The sequence below is a fragment of the Candidatus Poribacteria bacterium genome (assembly GCA_021162805.1).
Lineage (GTDB): Bacteria > Poribacteria > WGA-4E > B28-G17 > B28-G17 > JAGGXZ01.
Map to the genome: position 1 here is coordinate 35,476 of JAGGXZ010000081.1, position 19,195 is coordinate 54,670.

The following is a 19,195-nucleotide window of genomic DNA, read 5'->3' on the forward strand; positions in this document are numbered from 1 at the left end:
TCAGCCGGTGATAATCCTCTTGATCTCCTGAAATCGTGGGCTCGACTCCAGATAGAAGCGTATCAGGCTCATCAATTGGACGTAGGATCTGAAACGGGAGGAGAGATCCGAAAACAGCATGAACTTCCCGCCGTCCAGACCGACGTAGAACTTGGAAACCTTCCCGTAGGATGAGCGTCCTCGTTCTATGTAGTAATCCAGAGGCGACTCAAAGGGCACAACTATGGAGTCGAGGGTCATCAACAGGTAATCTCTATTCGCTCCTTTACGTATCCTCCTGAGGCTTTCTGGAAAGAGGCCGGCGATGAAGAGGGCATAATCGCCTATGTACTGGTGGAGCGTGATCTCCCTCAAGGTGGAATCGCCTAAGGGGATCCTCTCGCCTTCCATCAGCATCTCGGCTATCTCCGTCACCCTCCTGCCGGCTGAATCCCTGATCATGTAGAGGTTGTCGATGTGGACGAACTTCGCCAGCACCTCATCGCAGAGATAGTTCTCCACATCCGTTGAGCATTGGGTGGAAGAGGTATAAACCGCCCTATCGATCGCCCACCGAAACAGCTTTATAAGAGGATGATCTCGGGGAATTCTCTTCATCTCGCTTCCCCACACCCTCAGTCGGTGTGATGTTTATAAAAATTATATCATAGGGGCTAGGGGTTTTCAACGCTTTTCACCGACACCGTAGTGGCAGGCCCCCGTGCCTGCCAGAATCGAGGGCATGCACAGGGGCATGCCCCTACCTATGCTCGATTATGCCAAATCATTAAAAAAGCCCTCTCATAGGGGCGCTTGTCGTTGCAAACCTAGGGTGTGAAATGATATAATTCTCCGCCGAAAAACCAATCTATCTTTCAGGAGGTAGACAAGGCAGAGATGGAAAGCGATTCTAGCAATCGGTGTGTAATACCCCGGCGGAACGTCGGGGTTCAAAGAGGAGGTGGGATGGAACGAAGATGATCTGTTGATTCATCCCTGCCTGATCTGTCCTGCCCTTTGACCCCGTCTGTTCCTCGCCGGGGATCGACTGGAGCTCCAGGATACGACAAGAACATGAAAGGAGGCGTTGACGATGGTGGAGAGGAGATCTCTCGAACCGGGGGATCTTATGCCGCTTCTCGACTCCGGCGAGGTGGAGACGATCCGTTCTCTCCTGAGCGAGGCGCATCCGAGCGAGATCGCCGACCTGATATCACGGATTGAGGATGAGGATGAGAGGTTCAGGTTATTCAACCTCCTTGACGAGGAAAAAGCAATCTTGACCTTCGAGCAATTGCCAGGCGAGGTCCAGGAGGAGATCTTAGGGAAGTTGAATAGCGTTAGACAGGCGAAACTGCTGGATGAGATGTCGCCCGATGACAGGGCCGATCTGATGACAAAGCTGCCGGAGGAGGTGTTCGCCAAGCTCTTGCCGCTTCTGAAAAAAGAGGAGCGGAAGGACGTGGTCGAGCTGATACAGTTTAAGCCGGATACCGCCGGTGGGTTGATGACCACCGAGTATGCGGAGCTTAAGGAAACCATGACCGCTCAGCGGGCGATAGAGCACCTCAGGAGAATGGCCGATAAGAAGGAGACCATCCGATACGCGTATGTCACCGATAAAAACGGCGTTCTGGTCGGATATCTGCACATCGAAGATCTGGTCTTCGCTCCACCGACGGCCAAGGTGGGAGAGCTGATGCGAACCGAGGTGATCAGCGTCGACGTCGATATGGATCAGGAGGAGGTCGCCCGTATCTGTAAGAAATACGACCTTGACGTCATACCTGTTGTGGACGGCACGGGACGGTTGCGGGGAATCATCACATACGACGACGTCATGGATGTGTTGAGCGAGGAAGCGGATGAGGATATCCAGAAGATAAGCGCCCTCGAGACGATAGACATCAGCTATTTCCAAGCTTCAATCCCACTTCTGGTCAGGAAACGGGTGGTGTGGCTGGCGGTGCTGTTGCTTCTGGAGGCGATATCCGGAACGGTGCTCAAGGCATATTCCCATGCGCTTGAAGCGGTCGTGGGACTGGCCTATTTTATACCCATGTTGATCGATTCAGGAGGCAACGCCGGCGCACAGTCCGCTGCGATGATCATAAGGGAACTGGCCATCAAGGGTGAGATCGGACTTAAGGATACCTTTAGGATCTTCTACAAGGAGCTGAGCTCCGGACTGCTCCTGGGAGGGATCCTGAGCTTCATCGCTATACTCAGGGCTGTGTGGCTCGTGGGGAATAACGCCGCCCTCGCCCTCACGGTCGCCTTCGCCCTGGTGGCCGTCATACTCATAGGAACCATGGCAGGGGCTTTCCTGCCGATCATAGCCCGAAAACTCAGGTTCGACCCCGCTGTCGTTTCCGGTCCGCTGGTGACGACCCTGGTCGACGTGGTGGGACTGGCCGTGTATTTCGAGATAGCTAAGCTCCTGCTGCATATCAGCTAATAAGGGCGAGGCATTCTCCTTGTAAATGCCTCGCCCCTACTTGACTGTGGAGGGGGGCTGTGGTATATTTTCGACTGAAATCCCTCAAGGAGGGCCGATGATGAGATATTCCTCCACCGAGGAGAAGCTGCTTGAGTTTATGGCGGAGATCGAGGTGATAGATGCTCATGAGCATCTGCCACCCGAAAGGGTCCGGGTGGGATTCAAGGTGGACGTGATGACCCTGTTTTCACACTATACCAGAACGGATTTCATCTCCGCCGGCATGAGCCCACAGGATTATGAGAGGATGATAAATCCCGAAGAACCGATCGAGGAGAGGTGGAAGATCTTCAAGCCCTTCTTTAAATTTATCAGATATGGCTCATATGCACGGCCGGCGTTGATAGCGGTCAAGGAGTTCTACGGGTTCGACGATATAACCGATGACAACTACATGGCCATATCCGAAAGGATGATGGCTGAGAACACCCAGGGGATATATAAGCGGATCCTGTGGGATAAGTGTCATATCAGGGCGGTACTGACCCAAGCTGGAAGAACCGATTATGACCTGGATTACCTGATACCGCTTATGCCCATGGACACATATGCCTCAGTTCGATCCGCGGAGGAGGTCGAGAGGAGAGCTGAGAACCTGAACGTGCAGGTGAGGGATCTGGATGACTATCTCCAACTCGCCCGAAAAGGGATCGAGAGATGGAAATCGGAGGGCGCCATCGGATTGAAGACCAGAGCTCAGCCCAACGATCCTCCAGACAGAAAGGCCGCCGAGGAGGCGTTTAAAAAGATCCTGAACGGCGGGAAGGGAGCTAATCTGAAGGCGCTTTACGACTACCTGCTGAACGAGATCATGGAGATATGTGCCGACCTAGATATGGTCGTCGCCGTACATGCCGGGATGTGGGGCGATTTCCGCGTGCTCGATCCGAAACATATGATCCCCGTCTTCCCGCGTCATCCCAGGACGAGGTTCGACCTGTATCATATGGGCATGCCTTGGGTGAGAGACACAGGCGTGATAGGCAAAAACAACCAGAACGTTTGGCTGAACCTGTGCTGGTGTCATATCATCTCGCCCGAGATGACCTGTTCGGCCCTGGATGAATGGATCGATCTGGTACCCATTAACAAGATCATCGCCTTCGGCGGCGATTACAGTTGCCCCCTCGAGAAGGTTTACGGCCACTTGCTTATGGCCAAGGAGGATATAGCAAGGGTATTGGCGAGGAGGATCGACAGGGGACTTATGGGATTTGATGACGCCATATTCATCATAAAGAGGTGGTTCTGGGATAACCCTAAGGAGCTGTACAAGCTCGATCTGACCGACTAGAAAAGCGTCGTCTGTTGTCATTAATGTCATTTGTGGTCATTTGTAGTTTGAATGACGGCGTAGCCAAATGACTCAATGACCATAAATGGCCTTTCAAAGAGGAGGGGAAGTGATAAAATTGAGAGGGATTAGACGCGGGGGAACGTTGATCTTTATGCTTATGATCATCTCCCTCGCCCTGGGGAGCTGTGGGAGCACCACGGTGAAACCACAATCTGCCATCGGGACAGGTGTCGAGGATCCGGATTTCGCCCTGCTGGCGTCCGTTGAGAGGGCCTTGGTGAAGATAGTGGAGCATGCTCGTCCTGCCGTGGTGGCGATCACGGCCAGAAACGTCCATCCCACCTTCATAGATTTTTCGGAATGGAAATCGCCTGAGGAGGAAAGGGCAAGACCGCAGATCATACCCGAGGTCAGCGGCGCGGGATTCATATTTCGCCAGGACGGCTACATAATCACCAGCGAGCATGTGATAAGCGGTGCGGAGAGAATCGAAGTAACCCTTTTCGACGGCAGAAGGTTCAAGGCCAAGGTGGTCGGCACGGATCACAACACCGATGTGGCGGTGTTAAAGATCGACGCCGATCAACCCTTCCCAACGCTTAAACTTGGGGACTCAGACAAAGTCAAGGTCGGTCAGTTCGCCATCGCCATCGGCAACCCACTCAACTTGGATTTCTCCGTCACCTTCGGCATCATCAGCGCTAAAGGGAGATCGGGATTCAGATATGCCATGTTCGATCGAACGATAAGGTATGAGGATTACATACAGACCGATGCGTGGGTGAACAAAGGTAACAGCGGCGGCCCCCTCCTTAACTCCAGGGGTGAGGTGATCGGGGTGAACTCGATGATCCGCACTCCCGGGCCGCTCCTGGTCGAAGGGCCGGGTTTCGCTATACCTTCCAATCTCGTGGCGATGGTCAGCCGGAAGATAATCAAACACGGCAGGGTCATAAGAGGATGGCTCGGTGTGAGAATGCGCGAGGTGTCGGGAGAGGAGATGGCAAGGTTCTCCGTCCCAACCGACTACAAGATCGGGATTCGCGTGATGGAGGTGCTAAGCGGATCTCCGGCAGCTAGAGGCGGCGTTGAGCCGGGGGATATCATAGTTGAATATGAGGGTAAACCCATAAAAAGCCTGAAGGAATTCCGACTCGATGTGGCGAATACTCCCGTCGGCAAGAGGGCTCATCTCAAGGTCGTTCGCGGCGGCAAGATCAGGGAGCTCAGAGTAAAAATAGGCGAGATGCCCAAGATATACACCGGACAGCCTAAACCCAAGCTGCCGGTCCTAGCGAGATTAGGGATAGAATGCTCAAACCTGACGGGACGGCTTAGGAGAAAATACAACCTGGATAATGTTCACGACGGCGTTCTGATCACGCACGTCATCCCAGGCGGGCCGGCGGCATTTGCAGGCGTTAAAACAGGGATGGTCATAGTAGGCGTCGAAGGTGAGAACGTATCGAACCTCAACCAGCTCAATCGATCGCTGACGAAAATTATGGAGGGCGAAGGACGCGAGATGATCAGGCTTTGGGTCATAGATAAAGGGGAGAGGAAGATGATCCCCGTGGAGATAAAATAAAGGAGGGGTTTTCCATCATGCGCGTTGCTATCACCGGTGGCAGCGGTGCCATCGGCACCTATGTCTGCGATGAGTTCATCCGCGCCGGTCACGAGGTCGTCTCGGTGGACATACGCCCGCCGAAGATAGATGTCCCGTTCGTCGAGGTGGACCTCTGTGATTTCCAGGCCACATGCAAGACCCTACAGGGGTTCGATCAGGTGGTACACCTAGCGGCTATCCCAGATCCGTTCAGCGACCCGCCGGAGAAGGTGATGGGTGTAAACATGATGACCGCCTTTAACGTGTTCGAGGCCGCGAGGTTGAACGGCGTCCGCAGGGTAGTCTATGGGTGCAGCGAATCAAGCACCGGCTTCGGAATCCACAACGTTCCGCTCAAGCCGCTCTACGTGCCGATTGACGAGGAACACCCCTGTTGGCCTCATGAGACCTACAGCCTATCCAAGCATTTCGGGGAGCGGATCGGCGATAACTACGCGAAGGCCTATGGGCTGGAGGTCATCTCGTTGAGGTACGCCTGGGTCTGGCTGAAGCGCTCTAAGGAGGCAGCAGCCCGCGTCGTCGCCCGCGCGCGTCAGGGTGTCATAGATGAAAAACCCTGGTTCGGCGCTTATATCGCCGTAAGGGATGTGGCCCGCGCCTGCCTGGCGGCGGCGAATTACCGCTTTGGGCCGGAAAAGGAATATCCATTTGAGGTTTTCTTTCTCACCGCCCGTAACACCTTTTATCCCATCCCCACCTTGGAGGTGCTCCGTAGGATCTACGGCGATCCCCCTCCGGTGAAGGATCCCGCTTATTTCGAGACTGATCCCTTCGCCTCGGTGTTCGACATCCGCAAGGCACAGCGGCTGTTGGGATGGGAGCCAAAATACGATTGGCGACATTTTGAGGAATGGGAACTATGATATCATCTCTTACGGAAAAATCCAGGCTGAGGCCCGCCTGGATTGAATGAGACAGATCGTTTCCGCTTCAGGTTCACTCGGTGATATTGACCCAGTTTGTTATGTCTTCGGCCGTTCCCTTACCGCCTTCCATTCCGTCGCTTCCGTATGATATGAGATCATAGGTATATCTGTTTTTCAACCCCGGCCTGATATAGATGTAATCCCGTCCCCAGGGGTCTTTTGTTATAGGAACGTCGATATAGGGACCGTTCCAATTTATCGGAATAGGGGGAACTTCAGGTTTTTGCCACAAGGCCTTTAGGCCTTGCTCAGTGGTCGGATAATCCCCGTTATCCTTGGCATAAAGGTCAAGTGCAATGCCTATCATCTCTATCTGTTCGGACGCCTTGGCGTGCATCGCCCTCTCCGATTGTTTCAGGATCCTCGGCGCGACGAAGACGGCGAGGACGATCAGCACCACAACTATACCTGCCAGAATCTGTAGCGATGATAAGCCCCTCTCATTTCTCATCTAGCATCCTCCAAGGGAGAATTCGCTGATATTTTATCACAGGCTTGATCTGAGAGCAAGTGTAAAGTTGGGCGGAAGGGCAACGGTCGTTCACAGTGAGGGAGTAGAGGGGGAGTTGAGTTTAGGCGGCAGAGAGGTTATCGTCAGGGAGCATCGGGAAAAGTGAACGTCGGCCCTCCGGAGGAGAGCACTCATGTGCACCTCGAGGGCGTCGAAGGGGATGTGAAGGTCGAATCGCTCTTCGGGGAGGTGAAGCTTGAGAGGGTACGCGGCGATGTCGAGCTGCGCACGGTGGGAGGTGATATAGAGGTTCAAAGGCTTTCCGGTGGATGCTGGGCTCAATCGCTTGAGGGAGAACTTCATCTCAGGGATGTATGCACGTCAAGGCTGAAGGCCACCACGCATAAAGGGAGGATTGTGGCGGAGCTCACTGCGATGCCCGCCGGGAATTACGAGATCATCTCCAAGGAGGGGGATATCGAGCTGATTTTAGATCGGTACAGCGACTGCGGGCTGAGCGTCGAGACGAAGGAGGGGGAGATAATGTGGAAGCCCCCGGTCAGGGTTGGACCGTGGGGTGACTCGAGGAGGCTCTACGCCAACGTCCGCCTCGGAAGCGGGCTCATGGCGGTCGTGACGGGGACCGGTAGAATAACCGTCCGCGGGAAGGAGAGCTGAGAGGTGCTTCTCACGCTGATACGTAAGGAGTTTCTCCTTAACATCATGACGGCGAGATTTTTGGTCGCCGTGATCCTCTGTGAGGCGCTCATCATATCGAGCGTCTTCATCCTGAGGGGGAACACGCTCCAGCGCCAGAGCCGATACGTCAAAAACCTCCAGAGCCACAATGAGACGTTGGAGGGGATCAAGGTCTTCTCACAATTGAGGCCGATAATCGACCGTCCTCCTTCGCCGCTGGGGTTTATGTGCATCGGAGTTGAGGGGGAGGTGGGCGATGCGGCGATGATCTCATACGACGATGTCCCCCACGAGCTTCTCTCCTTACAGGGTGGTGACAACCCATTGCTCGCCGTTTTCTCGCCGATTGATATCGCGCGTGTGATACAGGTGGTTTTGAGCCTGCTGGCCGTGCTGCTCGTTTACGATTCGATCTCAGGGGAGCGTGAGAGAGGGACCCTCTCGCTCTCCCTTTCAAACCCGATTCCTAGGGGAACGCTGATGCTGGGAAAATACCTGGGTGGAATGGCCACCTTGACGGCATCGCTGCTCTTCGGGCTGCTTTCCGGATTGCTGATCGTCCTCCTTCTTCCCTCGGTTCCCTTAAACGGGGAGGACTGGGTACGTATCGGTCTGATCTTCATCTCCTCCCTGCTTTATCTCTCCTTCTGGGTAACGCTAGGGCTTTTCATCTCAGCTCGATCCTCACGCTCATCAACTTCGCTGATGGTCTCCCTCTTTCTATGGTTGACGCTCGTGGTTCTGCTTCCGGACGGGATGATGTATCTGGCGGGACAGCTTCGTCCGATCCAGGATCGTTCGACGGTGGATGCGAAGGTCGAGGCGCTCAACAGGGAGATGTGGAAGGTGATATGGGACGAGGCAGGAAAATACAGGAGACCTAAGGATCTATGGAGGTTCATGAAGGGTTCGATCTGGTCGGGCGATCTGCCTTACGCACTGGAGATACGGTATGCGCCTCGTGAGAACCTGATCTGGTATCTTGAAGGGATCGGGTTCATCATGCCCCTTAAACTCAGATATGCCCGGAGGAAATGGGAGATCTACGTGGATTACGAGAGGAAGCTCAAACGACAGAGATCTTTATCCGACGCGCTGGCATCCCTCTCCCCGGGATGGCTGTTTTACAGGATATCGGAGATATTCTCCGGAACCGATCCCGACCTTCGCTCCCGGTTCATGGAGCAGGCGAGGAGATATAGGGAGGAGATAATCGAGTATGCGAGGCGAAACGGAGGGCTCACGACGCTCAAGTTTTTCACGAGGATGAACCTGGATGAAGCCCCCACATACGACCAGCTTGTGGAGATGGAGGGGAGGTTGGGTCGCAAAACCCTGGAGGAGTATCTGAGCCGGTGGTGGAGGGAAGCTCAACCTTTAAGGGATATACCGAGGTTCGTCTACAGGCGGGAGAGGTTGAGCGATGCGGTGATTCGGGCATCGCATGGGATGATGATCCTGGCCCTGTTAAACCTCCTGTTCTTCTTATCGGGATTCGTCACCTTCGTCAGAAGGCCGGTTAGATAAGGGTGGAAAGATGTGCACGTAGAAGCTCATTTACCAGATGGCTAAGCGTGGTTCCCTTACGGATCGCCTGAGCTTGAAGTTTGAGGGCGATCTCCTCATCGAGCTCCACTTCGTAACGTCTGCCTTTGAATTCGGTAATGGCATCAACCGTTTGAAATTCGTCAAGATAATCCGTCGTATCATGGGTATCCCAGAACTCGGCCGCCTCTTCATAATCGCTAAATTCCTCTGGGATTGGGTCAATGTGTTTTTCTTTGTTCATTGTAATACCTCCGCTCAGATGGAGTCATATCACGAGCTGTAATAGGCAAAGCAGAAGTTGAACGTTTACGGACGAAAAAGACCACTAAATATCTGCCAGCTCTCGTCTGACCGTAAGCCACATATAGATCTTCTCCCTTAATTCGCCCTTTCTCTGCTCGGCGAATTAAGGGATTTGTAAACAAAACATCTTCGACCTCATCGGTCGTTATGTTATGTTTTTCGGAGATTTTATTAACAAACTTATCTTTCCAGATAACTTCATATAATCGCAAGATGATACCTTAAGTCTTAAATCTCTTGAACTCAGTATACCAAAACAGCGATTACTTGTCAACTTAGCAATGCCTTGTGGTTACAAGGTGAGCCATGATAAGGATGATATGGATGCGTGAGTTTTTCGACCATCTCCATTCCCTTAGGTTTGCCCTCGTGATGGTCGTGATGACGGCGGCAATGGCAGGGGGTACCCTGCATCCCTGGTTGACGAGCCGTCCACCGGTCTGATGATCCTCCTTCTGGTATGGGCTATTTCGAGCATACTGCTTCCCAACACGGGAGGGGTGTTGGCAAGCGGGCTGTCCCCTCTTCCGAGCCCGGAGAAGGTGAGTGATGAGATGCGGACCGCTTATGAACGTGCCAAGGGGGAGTATGAATCGCAACATCCCGATGTGGCGGGCACACCGCTCAGCGGGAGATGGTCCCCCAGGGAATCCCTCGGCAGGGCATTAGCTCTCGCTGAGGCGATATACGAGGTTTACAACAGATATTGGGACGATCAGGTGAGACAGGTGGAACCTGCTCGTCGGCTGATCTCGGTCTCACCCACAGCGCTTTACATGATCTCCATTGAGGAACTCGCGTGGACGGGGGTAGTTCACTATGAAAGCTTCCTCGATGGCGTCCGAGATTATCGGAGGAATCTGAGGGAGACGCTTTTAGCTCTCTATCCCTTTAACCCTGACTCCTTTATCGAGGATTGGAATAAGATGAGACCCCTGATCCAAAGGGTGGTGGATTACGGTTCCATACCGAAGTTCGAGGACAAACTGCCGGAGATCAGTGAGATCCTGGACGGGGTAATGATCAGGATGTCCGTTCTGCTCCTTTTAAACGGGCTTTTCTTCATGCTGAGCTTCTGCTTCTTCAGGAGGATCTAAAATTCCCGTTCGCGAAACTTTTCCTCGTCCCCTGCATATTAGAGTATGGAACAGCTTTTCAGAGGGTAAACGCCGTGTCCCATCAACCTTCGGACGAGGAACTGATGTCTCAGCTCAAAAAGGGGAAAGTGGAGGCGTTTGATATGCTCTTCGCCAGATATCGAAAGCCGCTTTTCAGCTTCATCCTCAGGATGCTGGGCGATTTCCACAGGGCGCAGGATATATTCCAGGAGACCTTCCTCCGCGTTTTCCGTCACGCTCAGAGGTTCGACGAGTCGCTCAGCTTCTCCCCATGGCTTTACCGGATCGCCCGCAACCTCTGCCTGGAGGAGATCCGCAGACGGGAGAGGGTCGAGACCATCCCCATAGATGAGAGGGCGGAACTTCAACCGAAGGAGCTGTGGGAGGGCAGGACGCCGGATGAGGAGCTGGTGAGGAGGGAGATGAGACGAGTTTTGGAGGGAGCTATCCTTCGCCTTACGTGGAAACAGCGAGAGGTGTTCCTGCTTCGTGAGATTCAGGGGCTCTCCTACGAGGAGATAGGGCAGGTTACAGGGATGTCCGTCCCTGCGGTAAAATCGTGTCTTCATCGGGCACGGATGGCTTTGAAGGAGATGCTTACCCCCTACCTGAAATCCGGCGAAATGCCGATAGGGAGGATGAAGCGATGAGATGCGAAAGATGCAGAAAGCTACTATCGTGGTATCTTGAGTCGGATTTGCCATCAGGGGAGATGAGGGAGATCGAGGAACACCTTTCGACCTGTAAGGAGTGCTCGGGGGAGCTTAAACTGCTCGAGGAGACGCTGGCGTTGGCAAGGGAATTGCCTCAGCTTGAGCCGCCGGAGGAAACCTGCCTACAACTGCTGGAGAAGGTCAGGGCGATAGCGAAGTTTGAGAAAGTCATATACATCTGGAGGGAGATGCAAAGCGGAGGAAAAGCAGAAGTTTTCTTCTCTAAGAGGCTGTTGCCGGTAGACCGAGAAGTTGGAAGGAATTTCCAATACCAGGCCCGGATTGTGAGGAGATTGGATGGAACGTGGTGGAAATTTGCAAGGATAAGTTTTCTTGGCTGACTGACAAATTTTAACAGCTTTATCGGAAAAACCCTTGGAGATCCTGGACTCGTTGAAGTTCCGAAAACTTGAACAATTGGAGGCAAGGAGGTAAGAAAGATGAAGACATATGAAAAACCGCGGGTAATGGAAACTATACCTGCCGAACAGATATTGATAAATGAGGAAAGTCAAAGTCCGGAATGGCGTGATTGGTCTAATTGGCCTAACTGGTCTAATTGGCCTAATTGGTCCAATTGGAGCAATACAGAATCGGTTTTGCAACCAGGGATAGAAATCCCTGAAGGAGGTGAAGGGGAATGATTCAGAAACCCGGGATGTATCCGTGGATAGATGTGAAGGAATTGGGAGAGGAAGCTCAGGGAGAAGCGATAATATACAACTATGCCAGAGGTGAAGTTCACAGGATAAACGCCACCGCTCTAGAGGTGCTTAAGATGTGCGATGGGAAACATACTGCTGAGGAGATAGCCGGAAAGCTAGCGGAGATCTATGATGTCGATCTTGATATCGCTAAGGAAGATGTCAGGGAACTGATCAATAGGTTCGCCGAGTTAGAGCTTGTTCAGGAGGGTGAGTTTCCCGGATAAAACGATCAGCTAGGGCCTCAATATCCGGGGCCCTAGCTTTGCATAAGGAGGTAACAGGATGGAAAAGGCGTATGAGAAACCTCAGATATTGGAGACCATGCCCATCGAGCAGGTGTTGAGAGGCGAGATGGGCGAGGGGATCGCTCCAGAGTGGGTGAATTGGAACCAGAGTTGGAATAACAGTTGGCTAAACACAGGAGTAGTTCCACAGCCAGAAGGGGAAACTTCTGTACTGTCAAATTAATAATGAAAAACCTCGTTGAAACCCAGTAGATATAAGGGTTCTTAGGAGGGGGAAGTTTCATCATCTTCTCTCTGCTTATTTCCGGCGTTTCAGCCGATGGAGTTTGACAATACCGGAAACCTCCAAAGGAGGGGAATGAATGAAGGTAGCGCTAGTCGGCCCAAATCCTAACCGATTGGAAGATTTTCCTGTTCTTAAAAGTATCCAGCGAGTATTCGAAAACTTATTGCTCTCATTAGAATCGGAAGCTGAAGTGGTAAAAGGGTGGGAGAACGAATCTGATCTCTTTCGGGTAGATGCGATCGTTGGGTCATATGAGGCTTTAAGAATTCGACATAACCTTCACCTTGATATCCCCGTTTTGATTTTCACTTTTGGAGACATGCCTAATGGAGGATTGATGCTACTTGCCTACCATGGCCTGCTCAGACCTTACGATTGTTTGGCTTTCTCATGCTCTTCCGATCTCATTATATTCGATAGATTGGTCAAGCAGCGTGATCTGATGACAGAAGTGATCCCGTTCCCCGTAAATTGCGATGTTTTTAGCAGGAGATCGGTTAACCGTGAATCGATAAGGAGAAAATATGGGATCTCTGAGAAGGGTAAACTGCTGTTCTATGCTGGGCGGGTAAGCCTGCAGAAAAACTTATATGTGCTGATAAGGATATTCGAGGAGGTGACGAAGGAGAGAGAAGCCGTCTTGTGCATCGCCGGTGCTCCAGATCAAACCCCGTTGAAGGAGTTCGGAGTTTGCGGGTGGGGATACGCTCACAAGTTAAAAGAGGCTGTGCGAAAGAGAGGTTTAGCGGATAAAGTGATATTCGTTGGCTATCTCGATGACAACGCTTTAGTGGAGCTATATTCTGCATCGGATCTGTTTATCAACCCAACTCTTCATCATGATGAGAACTTTGGGTTTTCCCAGGTCGAAGCTCAATCGTGTGGTTTACCGGTCGTTGCTTCAAAGTGGGGAGGTATCAAAGATACAGTGCTTCATGGGGAAACAGGATTTCTTATGGAGACGATCCTAACCGATAACGGACCGAGGTTAGAATGGCGCTCTGGAGTCAAATATATCTTAAACTTGCTCTCTGATGATGACATATTGTGGAGGAGAATGTCCGATAGGTGCAGAACCCACGTTTTATCAACCTTTAGCATAAAAGCTGTTGGGAAGAGGATAAAGTCAACCCTGGAGGAGATGATCTCCATCAAAAGAAAGGTGAGGCCAACTGCTTCCCCTGTTGTGAGGATAAAAGACGAAATAAAGAGTTACATAATCGGCTCTATAAAACTAAGCGAAGAAGGGAAGCTTAGGTATCATAACCTACCTGTAGCTGGTTCCAAGGAGGCAAGGTGGTTTTATAAAATCCGGATGGAACCGTATTCGTCCACGATGCTTTCGAAAATAGAGGACATAGATGAGACAGTCAGGCCGTATAAAGCGATCGATTTGGAAGTTGATGTGGATAAGGGAATTATAAAACTGTTAGATCTCATGTGGCCCGGAGAGATTCGGCTTGATCCTAGTTCCCTCACCTTCCTACTTTTATCCAACGGAGAAAGATGCGTGGCTGAAATATGTGATAGGGCGGGTATCTCAAGGGAAAGCGGTATTAGGATTTTCCGGGGGCTTATTAGGAAAGGCCTGATCCTCTATATGAAAGAAGGAGGTGGATAGGATGTACTCTATCTTTAACCCCGAGCTGCTTCCTCGGTTTTCACTGGAAGAAGATATCAGGGTGGTTCGCTTCAATGACAGATATATCGCTATATCCCCTGACACCGGGGGATGGATCGTTTTGGATACACCGGAGCTTTACAAGGTATTTTCGCTTCCGCTAACTTGGGAAATCGGCAGCGAGCTCTATATAAGAGGGATAGCAAGAAGAAACGGAGTTCCAATCTACACCCCTCCTAACCCGTCTGAGCTTAAGAGGATGACATACTTTGAGTTTCAACTGACCAATGGGTGTAACCTAAGGTGTGATTACTGCAATGTTGACGCTAAACCTTTAAATGAAGCAAATAAGGCCTCTTTCGATGTAGCGGAGAAGCTCATAGATAGGATCATAGAATATTGCTTGAACAACGCCATATTCAGAGTTACGGTGCAGTTCAGTGGTGGTGAACCTTTCACCAATTTCGACGTAATGGAACATACATGTTATTACGTTTCTGAAAGGTTAAAGGGGGAGAAGTTCCCAAAAAAACTGGATTTTCAAGTTCAAACAAATCTTGCCTTTCACCTCGAAGAGAAATGGTTAGAGTTCGTTAAGAAATTTCAAATTGGACTGGGAGTCAGCTTAGATGGACCCAAGAAATATCATGACACTCACAGGAAATTCCCGGATGGAAGAGGAAGCTGGGATCTGATTATGAAGAATCTGGCCAAGTTGAGGGAAGAGGGGATACCATTCGGTGTAATAAGCGTTATAACTCCTGAAAGTGTCTCCGGGATGAAACAGATCGCTGAATTCTTTTTAAAAATCGGGATAACCGGATTCGTATTAACGCCGCTCCTCCCGGCGGGAAGAGGCTCCAAGATACATGCTTTGGCACCAAGGGAATATACCCACAGGCTTTTTGAAGTATTCGATGAAGTTCTCATCCCTTATTACAAAGCGACAGGTGAAATGCCACGAGAAAGAGAGTTAGGATTAGCCCTTTTGAATTTCATTCAGCCGTCAAGACACTATATGTGTTGGAGAACTCCATGTGGGGCAGGGACAAATATATGTGCTGTAACACCCTCTGGAGATGTGTTTCCTTGTGGTTACTGGGTTAACGAACCAAAGTTTAAAATGGGGAATATCTACTATAACAGCTTCGATGAGATGATATCTGGTAAGGTTGCTTCAACTTTGAGGGGAAGAGAGATCAGATCGCTGGAGGGGTGTTCGGATTGCCTCTATAGAGCTTGGTGCCAATCACGATGTCCTTTCAGCTCATATCTCCGCTATGGGGATATATTCAAGCCATCAGGATATTGTGAAATAATGAAAGAATTATTTTCGGAACTCCTGGAAAGGGTGGCCTCCGGCGGTTTAGACGAGCAATCCGTTTATGCACTAGCGCGGAAAGTGTTGTATTTATGATGAGGAAAGAGAAGAAATGATGCTTGGGACGATAGTGGCAAAGGAGTTCCTGTCGAACATCTTGACCTTCCGCTTCTCGATAGGCTTCCTCGTCTGTCTCCTGCTGATCGTGGCAAGCAGTTATGTTTTGACGCAGGATTACGCCGACAGGTTGGAGAGCTATCGGACGGCGATTCGGGAATATGAAGAGGAGATGTCGAAGATAAAGGTGTATTCGGAGCTCTGCGGCGACCATAAGCCGAAGGCTTTCAGGAAACCTAAACCCTTGAGCGTTTTCAATCAAGGGGTGGATAAGCGCTTGGGAAATGTCGTTGAGGCTTCAGTCGGTACCGTCCCGATGAGGGCAAAGGAATACAGCCCTGCCAACCCATACATGAGCGTCTTCCCATCGGTGGATCTTGCGTTAGTCTTCCAGGTCGTTTTGAGCTTGTTGGCCTTGCTTTTCGCCTACGATGCGATCTCCGGCGAGCGAGAAGACGGCACGTTGTGTCTGATGCTGTCCAACGACGTTCCTAGAGATACGGTTTTACTCGGCAAGTATTTGGGTGGGATGGTCAGTCTATTGCTGCCGCTGATGGTGAGCCTACTCGGAGGCTTGCTGGTTATGCAGCTTTCACCGGGGATATCGCTGAAAGGAGCCGATTGGGCGCGTATCGGTTTGATCTTTCTGGTTTCTCTCCTTTATCTCTCCCTCTTTTATCTTCTGGGGCTTCTCCTTTCAATCCGGACACATCGCTCAAGCACTGCCCTGATGTTCGCCATGTTCCTCTGGGTCACCCTTGTTCTGATTTTCCCAAGCGCCACCGTTTTCCTGGTGGATAAACTCGCCCCCATTCGCTCTGAGGAGACGGTCGCCTCAGCTACGTCGGAGATCTGGAAGGAGTTTAACTCGAAATCGGATGAGTTCCTGAAGAAGTTGGGGTTAAAATCCCCTTTCGAGATGGCTAACGCCGGCTCGACCGTCAGTTCCAGATCGGACAGCTTCACCTGGGGAGAAACCGTAAAGGCGTACGGTTTCAGATCGGAGGAGGGGGTCAGGTTAGCCCAGGAGTTTTATGGATTCAAATGCAGACTGGCAGTTGAGTATGCGGATAAGGTCTGGCAGGTTTACAGGAAGTATCTGGACGAAAACCCAATCCGTCAGGCAAGATTGGCTTTGAACATCTCCCGCATCTCGCCCGCTGCGGCATATTACAACGCCACGGCTGTGCTTTCGGAAACCGACCTCGGAAACTTTTTGAATTTCATGGCCCAGGCCAGAATGTATCGGGATCAAATCGTCCAATATCTTACCGATAAAAAGGCATTCTCCTCTCGCCAATGGTTCGCCGATGACAAGGGTGTGGCCGACATAACCGACCTACCCAGGTTCAGCGAACGACGCGAGGGAATAGGTGACAGCTTAAAACGAGCGGGCGTCGATATCCTACTTCTGGTCATCCTGAACTTCCTCCTCTTCCTCGGAGGATATGCCTCCTTTTTGAGGTGTGACGTTAGATGATCAGGGAGATTATCAAAAGGGAGCTTTTGGATTACATACTCAGTCTCAGGTTTTCGCTCTCTCTCGGTTTGGTTTTGATGTTGATGGTGGCGAACGCCCTCGTTTTCATCAAGGACTATGATGACCGTCTGAGGGAATATTCAAACGACGTCAGTAACTCCTTGGAAAGGTTGAAGGAGAAAGCGGGGAACCTGAGCGACCTCGCGATAGAAGGTCCTGGAGGGTTATACAAGTTCCCAAGCCATCTGGCTTTTTGTGCTAAGGGCGGTGACGATCTTCTGCCGAAGAAGGTGGAGGGAAGTTCAGGCGGCAGTTACGGCGTCGGCTACAATAAATTCCGCTATTTCTGGAAATCGCTGTGGCGGCTCTCCTATCCGCCGGTCAGATATCGAAGGAACAACTACCTTCCCGATTTCACCGAGCTGGACTGGAGCTTCATCGTCGGAGTGGTGATGAGTTTCGTAGCGATTTTGTTCACCTTCGACTCCATATCCGGGGAACGTGAGAGAGGGACATTACAACTTGTGTTTTCCAATCCCGTATCGCGAGGAGCTGTGTTGCTGGGCAAGCTGTTTGGAGCGTTGGCCGGGATTTTGATTCCACTGGCTTTTGGCATCTTCGTCAACCTCCTGATTATCAACCTCTCCGGGGACGTTCAGCTTGAAGGGAATGATTGGGTTAGAATCGGCGTGATAATAGCTTTGTCGGTTGTTTATCTCACCGGATTCCTTTGTCTGGGACTTGTGGTATCCACCTGCTCCTCCCGTTCATCAACCAGCTTGGTGACACTGCTTTTAGTGTGGGTGATCCTCGTGGTGTTGTCCCCAAACACGCTCGGATCGATAGCTGGTCGTTGGGGACGCTCTTGGACAAGCAGTGAGTTCTCACGCAGATTGAAATCAGCTCAACAGGAGGTCAAATCGAGGTATCCTGATGAGAAGCTTTATGCAGCATCGCCTTCGGAAAAACCGCCGAAGATCGAAGCGATCCGGCTTTGGGCGAGGTATCTGGTGGAATGGAGAGAAGCTGAAAGCAGGGTGGAGGATGAGCATCTAAAGCGTCAGTTCAAACAGGTGGAAAGAGCGTTTCAAATAACAAGGCTTTCCCCTACCGCTATCTTTCAATATGCATTACAGGCCGTGGCCGGGACGGGATTTGTCCGCCATAAACATTTCATCGCTCAAGCGAAGCGATATAAAGAGATATTTGAGGAATTCATCAGATCGGAGGACAGAAAAGACCCAAACAGCCTACACATCTGGCTCATAAAGGAAGGGTTATCTCAGAGGCCCGTCCATCCCGAAGGCATACCGAAGTTCGTCGAGCGATATACACTGACGGATGCAATTCAAAGGGGAATTCTGGACATCGGTCTTTTAGCCTTATTCTGTCTGTTCCTTTTCATGGGGGCGTTTCTCTCTTTTCTGAGGGCGCATCTGAAGTGAAAAGGGCGTCCTGACGCTGGAGGGGCTAAAATTGCCCGTCAACCTATGTCCTGGAGTATCAGATTGAGAACTTCCATGGCATCAATGGGGGGATGACTTCTTACGTTTTCCTCTGAGCCATCATGTATATGATGTGGAAATCCGTTTAACTCGGGGTGATGAGGCGCGTTATCCCATCTCTTCCTAAGGCGACCATCGCTGTCTTGCCAGTGAAATCTGTATTTGGATTGGATCGGCTTTCCCTTATGGAGCACGATCCGCTCTGTAAGCTCGACCAGGTCTCCGTTGATCAGGGTTATCCGGTACCGGTAGATTCCCACTGAACCTGAAACGTCGATCTCCTCACGAAGTTTTTGAAGGGATTTAACCTTTGGATGTGATATAGCTGTGATATAGATTTGACGGTAGTAATCGGCTATGGAGGACATTAGAGTTTTCCCTTCAACATCTTCAGATAGTTCTCGTTTGTCCTGTAGATCTCATATATACCCGTCCACTCGAAGAGATCTGCATTATCTCCAAGCTCTCCGGATTCGAATTTCCGATGGGCTTCCTCTGAGGAGATACCATATTTACGTTCAAAATCCGATAGAATCCGTTTCAGACGCTCCTGCTCCGAGCTCGTCCTCTCAATCTCCATCTGTATCAATTTGGTTAAGGCCTGATCAACGAGCTCCTCGGCTCCAACGCGCCTCAGCACATCCAGTTTCTCGATCACGCTGGACACACCTATCACCTCTTCCCTTGGGTCTTGTGGAAGAATCATAACATATCATCCGGTAAAGTGCAAAGATATGAGCCGGTGTGCG

The 19,195-nt window shown here is 51.1% G+C and carries 21 protein-coding genes; 15 read left to right on the plus strand and 6 right to left on the minus strand.

From position 1 onward, the window contains the following. Nucleotides 1-597 carry a hypothetical protein gene (locus tag J7M22_06450; GenBank protein ID MCD6506249.1) on the minus strand — a complete coding sequence of 199 codons (597 nt, stop codon included), beginning with the start codon at nucleotides 595-597 and terminating at the stop codon, nucleotides 1-3. Nucleotides 598-1,072: 475 nt separating this feature from the next. On the opposite strand from J7M22_06450, the gene mgtE reads away from it, so the two are divergent. From mgtE to J7M22_06470, 4 genes are all read left to right on the plus strand, one after another. Beyond that, on the plus strand, nucleotides 1,073-2,437 hold the full coding sequence (mgtE, locus tag J7M22_06455; GenBank protein ID MCD6506250.1) for a magnesium transporter: 1,365 nt from the start codon (nucleotides 1,073-1,075) through the stop codon (nucleotides 2,435-2,437). Between the two features lie 100 nt (nucleotides 2,438-2,537). After that, nucleotides 2,538-3,773, plus strand: a complete 1,236-nt coding sequence (locus J7M22_06460) for an amidohydrolase family protein (GenBank protein MCD6506251.1) — start codon at nucleotides 2,538-2,540, stop codon at nucleotides 3,771-3,773. Nucleotides 3,774-3,882: 109 nt separating this feature from the next. After that, nucleotides 3,883-5,364 (plus strand): trypsin-like peptidase domain-containing protein, encoded by a 1,482-nt coding sequence (locus J7M22_06465; protein MCD6506252.1) that lies wholly within the window; start codon nucleotides 3,883-3,885, stop codon nucleotides 5,362-5,364. Between the two features lie 17 nt (nucleotides 5,365-5,381). Continuing rightward, the gene (locus J7M22_06470; protein ID MCD6506253.1) at nucleotides 5,382-6,269 is read left to right on the plus strand and encodes an NAD-dependent epimerase/dehydratase family protein; all 888 of its coding nucleotides are present in this window, start codon (nucleotides 5,382-5,384) and stop codon (nucleotides 6,267-6,269) included. A 73-nt stretch (nucleotides 6,270-6,342) separates the two neighbouring features. On the opposite strand, the gene gspG is transcribed toward J7M22_06470, so the two are convergent. Further along, the gene (gene gspG, locus J7M22_06475) at nucleotides 6,343-6,783 is read right to left on the minus strand and encodes a type II secretion system major pseudopilin GspG (GenBank protein MCD6506254.1); all 441 of its coding nucleotides are present in this window, start codon (nucleotides 6,781-6,783) and stop codon (nucleotides 6,343-6,345) included. A gap of 195 nt (nucleotides 6,784-6,978) precedes the next feature. Here gspG and J7M22_06480 point away from each other — a divergent pair, with 195 nt between their 5' ends. Continuing rightward, the gene (locus J7M22_06480; GenBank protein MCD6506255.1) at nucleotides 6,979-7,461 is read left to right on the plus strand and encodes a DUF4097 family beta strand repeat protein; all 483 of its coding nucleotides are present in this window, start codon (nucleotides 6,979-6,981) and stop codon (nucleotides 7,459-7,461) included. A 3-nt stretch (nucleotides 7,462-7,464) separates the two neighbouring features. Continuing rightward, nucleotides 7,465-9,009, plus strand: coding sequence for an ABC transporter permease subunit (locus J7M22_06485; protein ID MCD6506256.1), 1,545 nt, complete (start codon nucleotides 7,465-7,467; stop codon nucleotides 9,007-9,009). Here the strand turns inward: J7M22_06485 and J7M22_06490 are convergent. Then, nucleotides 9,002-9,271 (minus strand): hypothetical protein, encoded by a 270-nt coding sequence (locus tag J7M22_06490; protein MCD6506257.1) that lies wholly within the window; start codon nucleotides 9,269-9,271, stop codon nucleotides 9,002-9,004. The two genes, J7M22_06485 and J7M22_06490, sit on opposite strands and share 8 nt — an antisense overlap. After that, complete coding sequence (locus J7M22_06495) at nucleotides 9,249-9,545, minus strand: BrnT family toxin (protein MCD6506258.1); 297 nt, start codon at nucleotides 9,543-9,545, stop codon at nucleotides 9,249-9,251. The genes J7M22_06490 and J7M22_06495 overlap by 23 nt, the downstream gene beginning before the upstream one ends. Nucleotides 9,546-9,836: 291 nt before the next feature. Here J7M22_06495 and J7M22_06500 point away from each other — a divergent pair, with 291 nt between their 5' ends. From J7M22_06500 to J7M22_06540, 9 genes are all read left to right on the plus strand, one after another. After that, on the plus strand, nucleotides 9,837-10,430 hold the full coding sequence (locus tag J7M22_06500) for a DUF3526 domain-containing protein (GenBank protein MCD6506259.1): 594 nt from the start codon (nucleotides 9,837-9,839) through the stop codon (nucleotides 10,428-10,430). Between the two features lie 104 nt (nucleotides 10,431-10,534). Continuing rightward, entirely contained in the window at nucleotides 10,535-11,101 is a 567-nt protein-coding gene (locus J7M22_06505) for a sigma-70 family RNA polymerase sigma factor (protein MCD6506260.1), read from the plus strand. Beyond that, nucleotides 11,098-11,505: a zf-HC2 domain-containing protein gene (locus J7M22_06510; GenBank protein MCD6506261.1), complete on the plus strand. Its 408-nt coding sequence runs from the start codon at nucleotides 11,098-11,100 to the stop codon at nucleotides 11,503-11,505. The genes J7M22_06505 and J7M22_06510 overlap by 4 nt, the downstream gene beginning before the upstream one ends. A gap of 299 nt (nucleotides 11,506-11,804) precedes the next feature. Then, on the plus strand, nucleotides 11,805-12,095 hold the full coding sequence (locus tag J7M22_06515) for a PqqD family protein (GenBank protein ID MCD6506262.1): 291 nt from the start codon (nucleotides 11,805-11,807) through the stop codon (nucleotides 12,093-12,095). Between the two features lie 58 nt (nucleotides 12,096-12,153). Further along, nucleotides 12,154-12,339, plus strand: coding sequence for a hypothetical protein (locus tag J7M22_06520; GenBank protein MCD6506263.1), 186 nt, complete (start codon nucleotides 12,154-12,156; stop codon nucleotides 12,337-12,339). A gap of 139 nt (nucleotides 12,340-12,478) precedes the next feature. Then, the gene (locus J7M22_06525; GenBank protein MCD6506264.1) at nucleotides 12,479-14,023 is read left to right on the plus strand and encodes a glycosyltransferase family 4 protein; all 1,545 of its coding nucleotides are present in this window, start codon (nucleotides 12,479-12,481) and stop codon (nucleotides 14,021-14,023) included. A 1-nt stretch (nucleotide 14,024) separates the two neighbouring features. Further along, entirely contained in the window at nucleotides 14,025-15,440 is a 1,416-nt protein-coding gene (locus J7M22_06530) for a radical SAM protein (GenBank protein ID MCD6506265.1), read from the plus strand. Nucleotides 15,441-15,459: 19 nt separating this feature from the next. Then, the gene (locus J7M22_06535; GenBank protein ID MCD6506266.1) at nucleotides 15,460-16,941 is read left to right on the plus strand and encodes an ABC transporter permease subunit; all 1,482 of its coding nucleotides are present in this window, start codon (nucleotides 15,460-15,462) and stop codon (nucleotides 16,939-16,941) included. After that, complete coding sequence (locus tag J7M22_06540; protein ID MCD6506267.1) at nucleotides 16,938-18,386, plus strand: ABC transporter permease subunit; 1,449 nt, start codon at nucleotides 16,938-16,940, stop codon at nucleotides 18,384-18,386. The genes J7M22_06535 and J7M22_06540 overlap by 4 nt, the downstream gene beginning before the upstream one ends. 38 nt (nucleotides 18,387-18,424) lie before the next feature. Here the strand turns inward: J7M22_06540 and J7M22_06545 are convergent, their stop codons facing one another. Together J7M22_06545 and J7M22_06550 are read right to left on the minus strand one after the other, a co-directional pair. Beyond that, nucleotides 18,425-18,814, minus strand: a complete 390-nt coding sequence (locus J7M22_06545; GenBank protein ID MCD6506268.1) for a hypothetical protein — start codon at nucleotides 18,812-18,814, stop codon at nucleotides 18,425-18,427. Further along, entirely contained in the window at nucleotides 18,814-19,152 is a 339-nt protein-coding gene (locus J7M22_06550; protein MCD6506269.1) for a hypothetical protein, read from the minus strand. Before J7M22_06550 ends, J7M22_06545 begins: the two co-directional genes overlap by 1 nt. Nucleotides 19,153-19,195 lie beyond the last annotated feature (43 nt).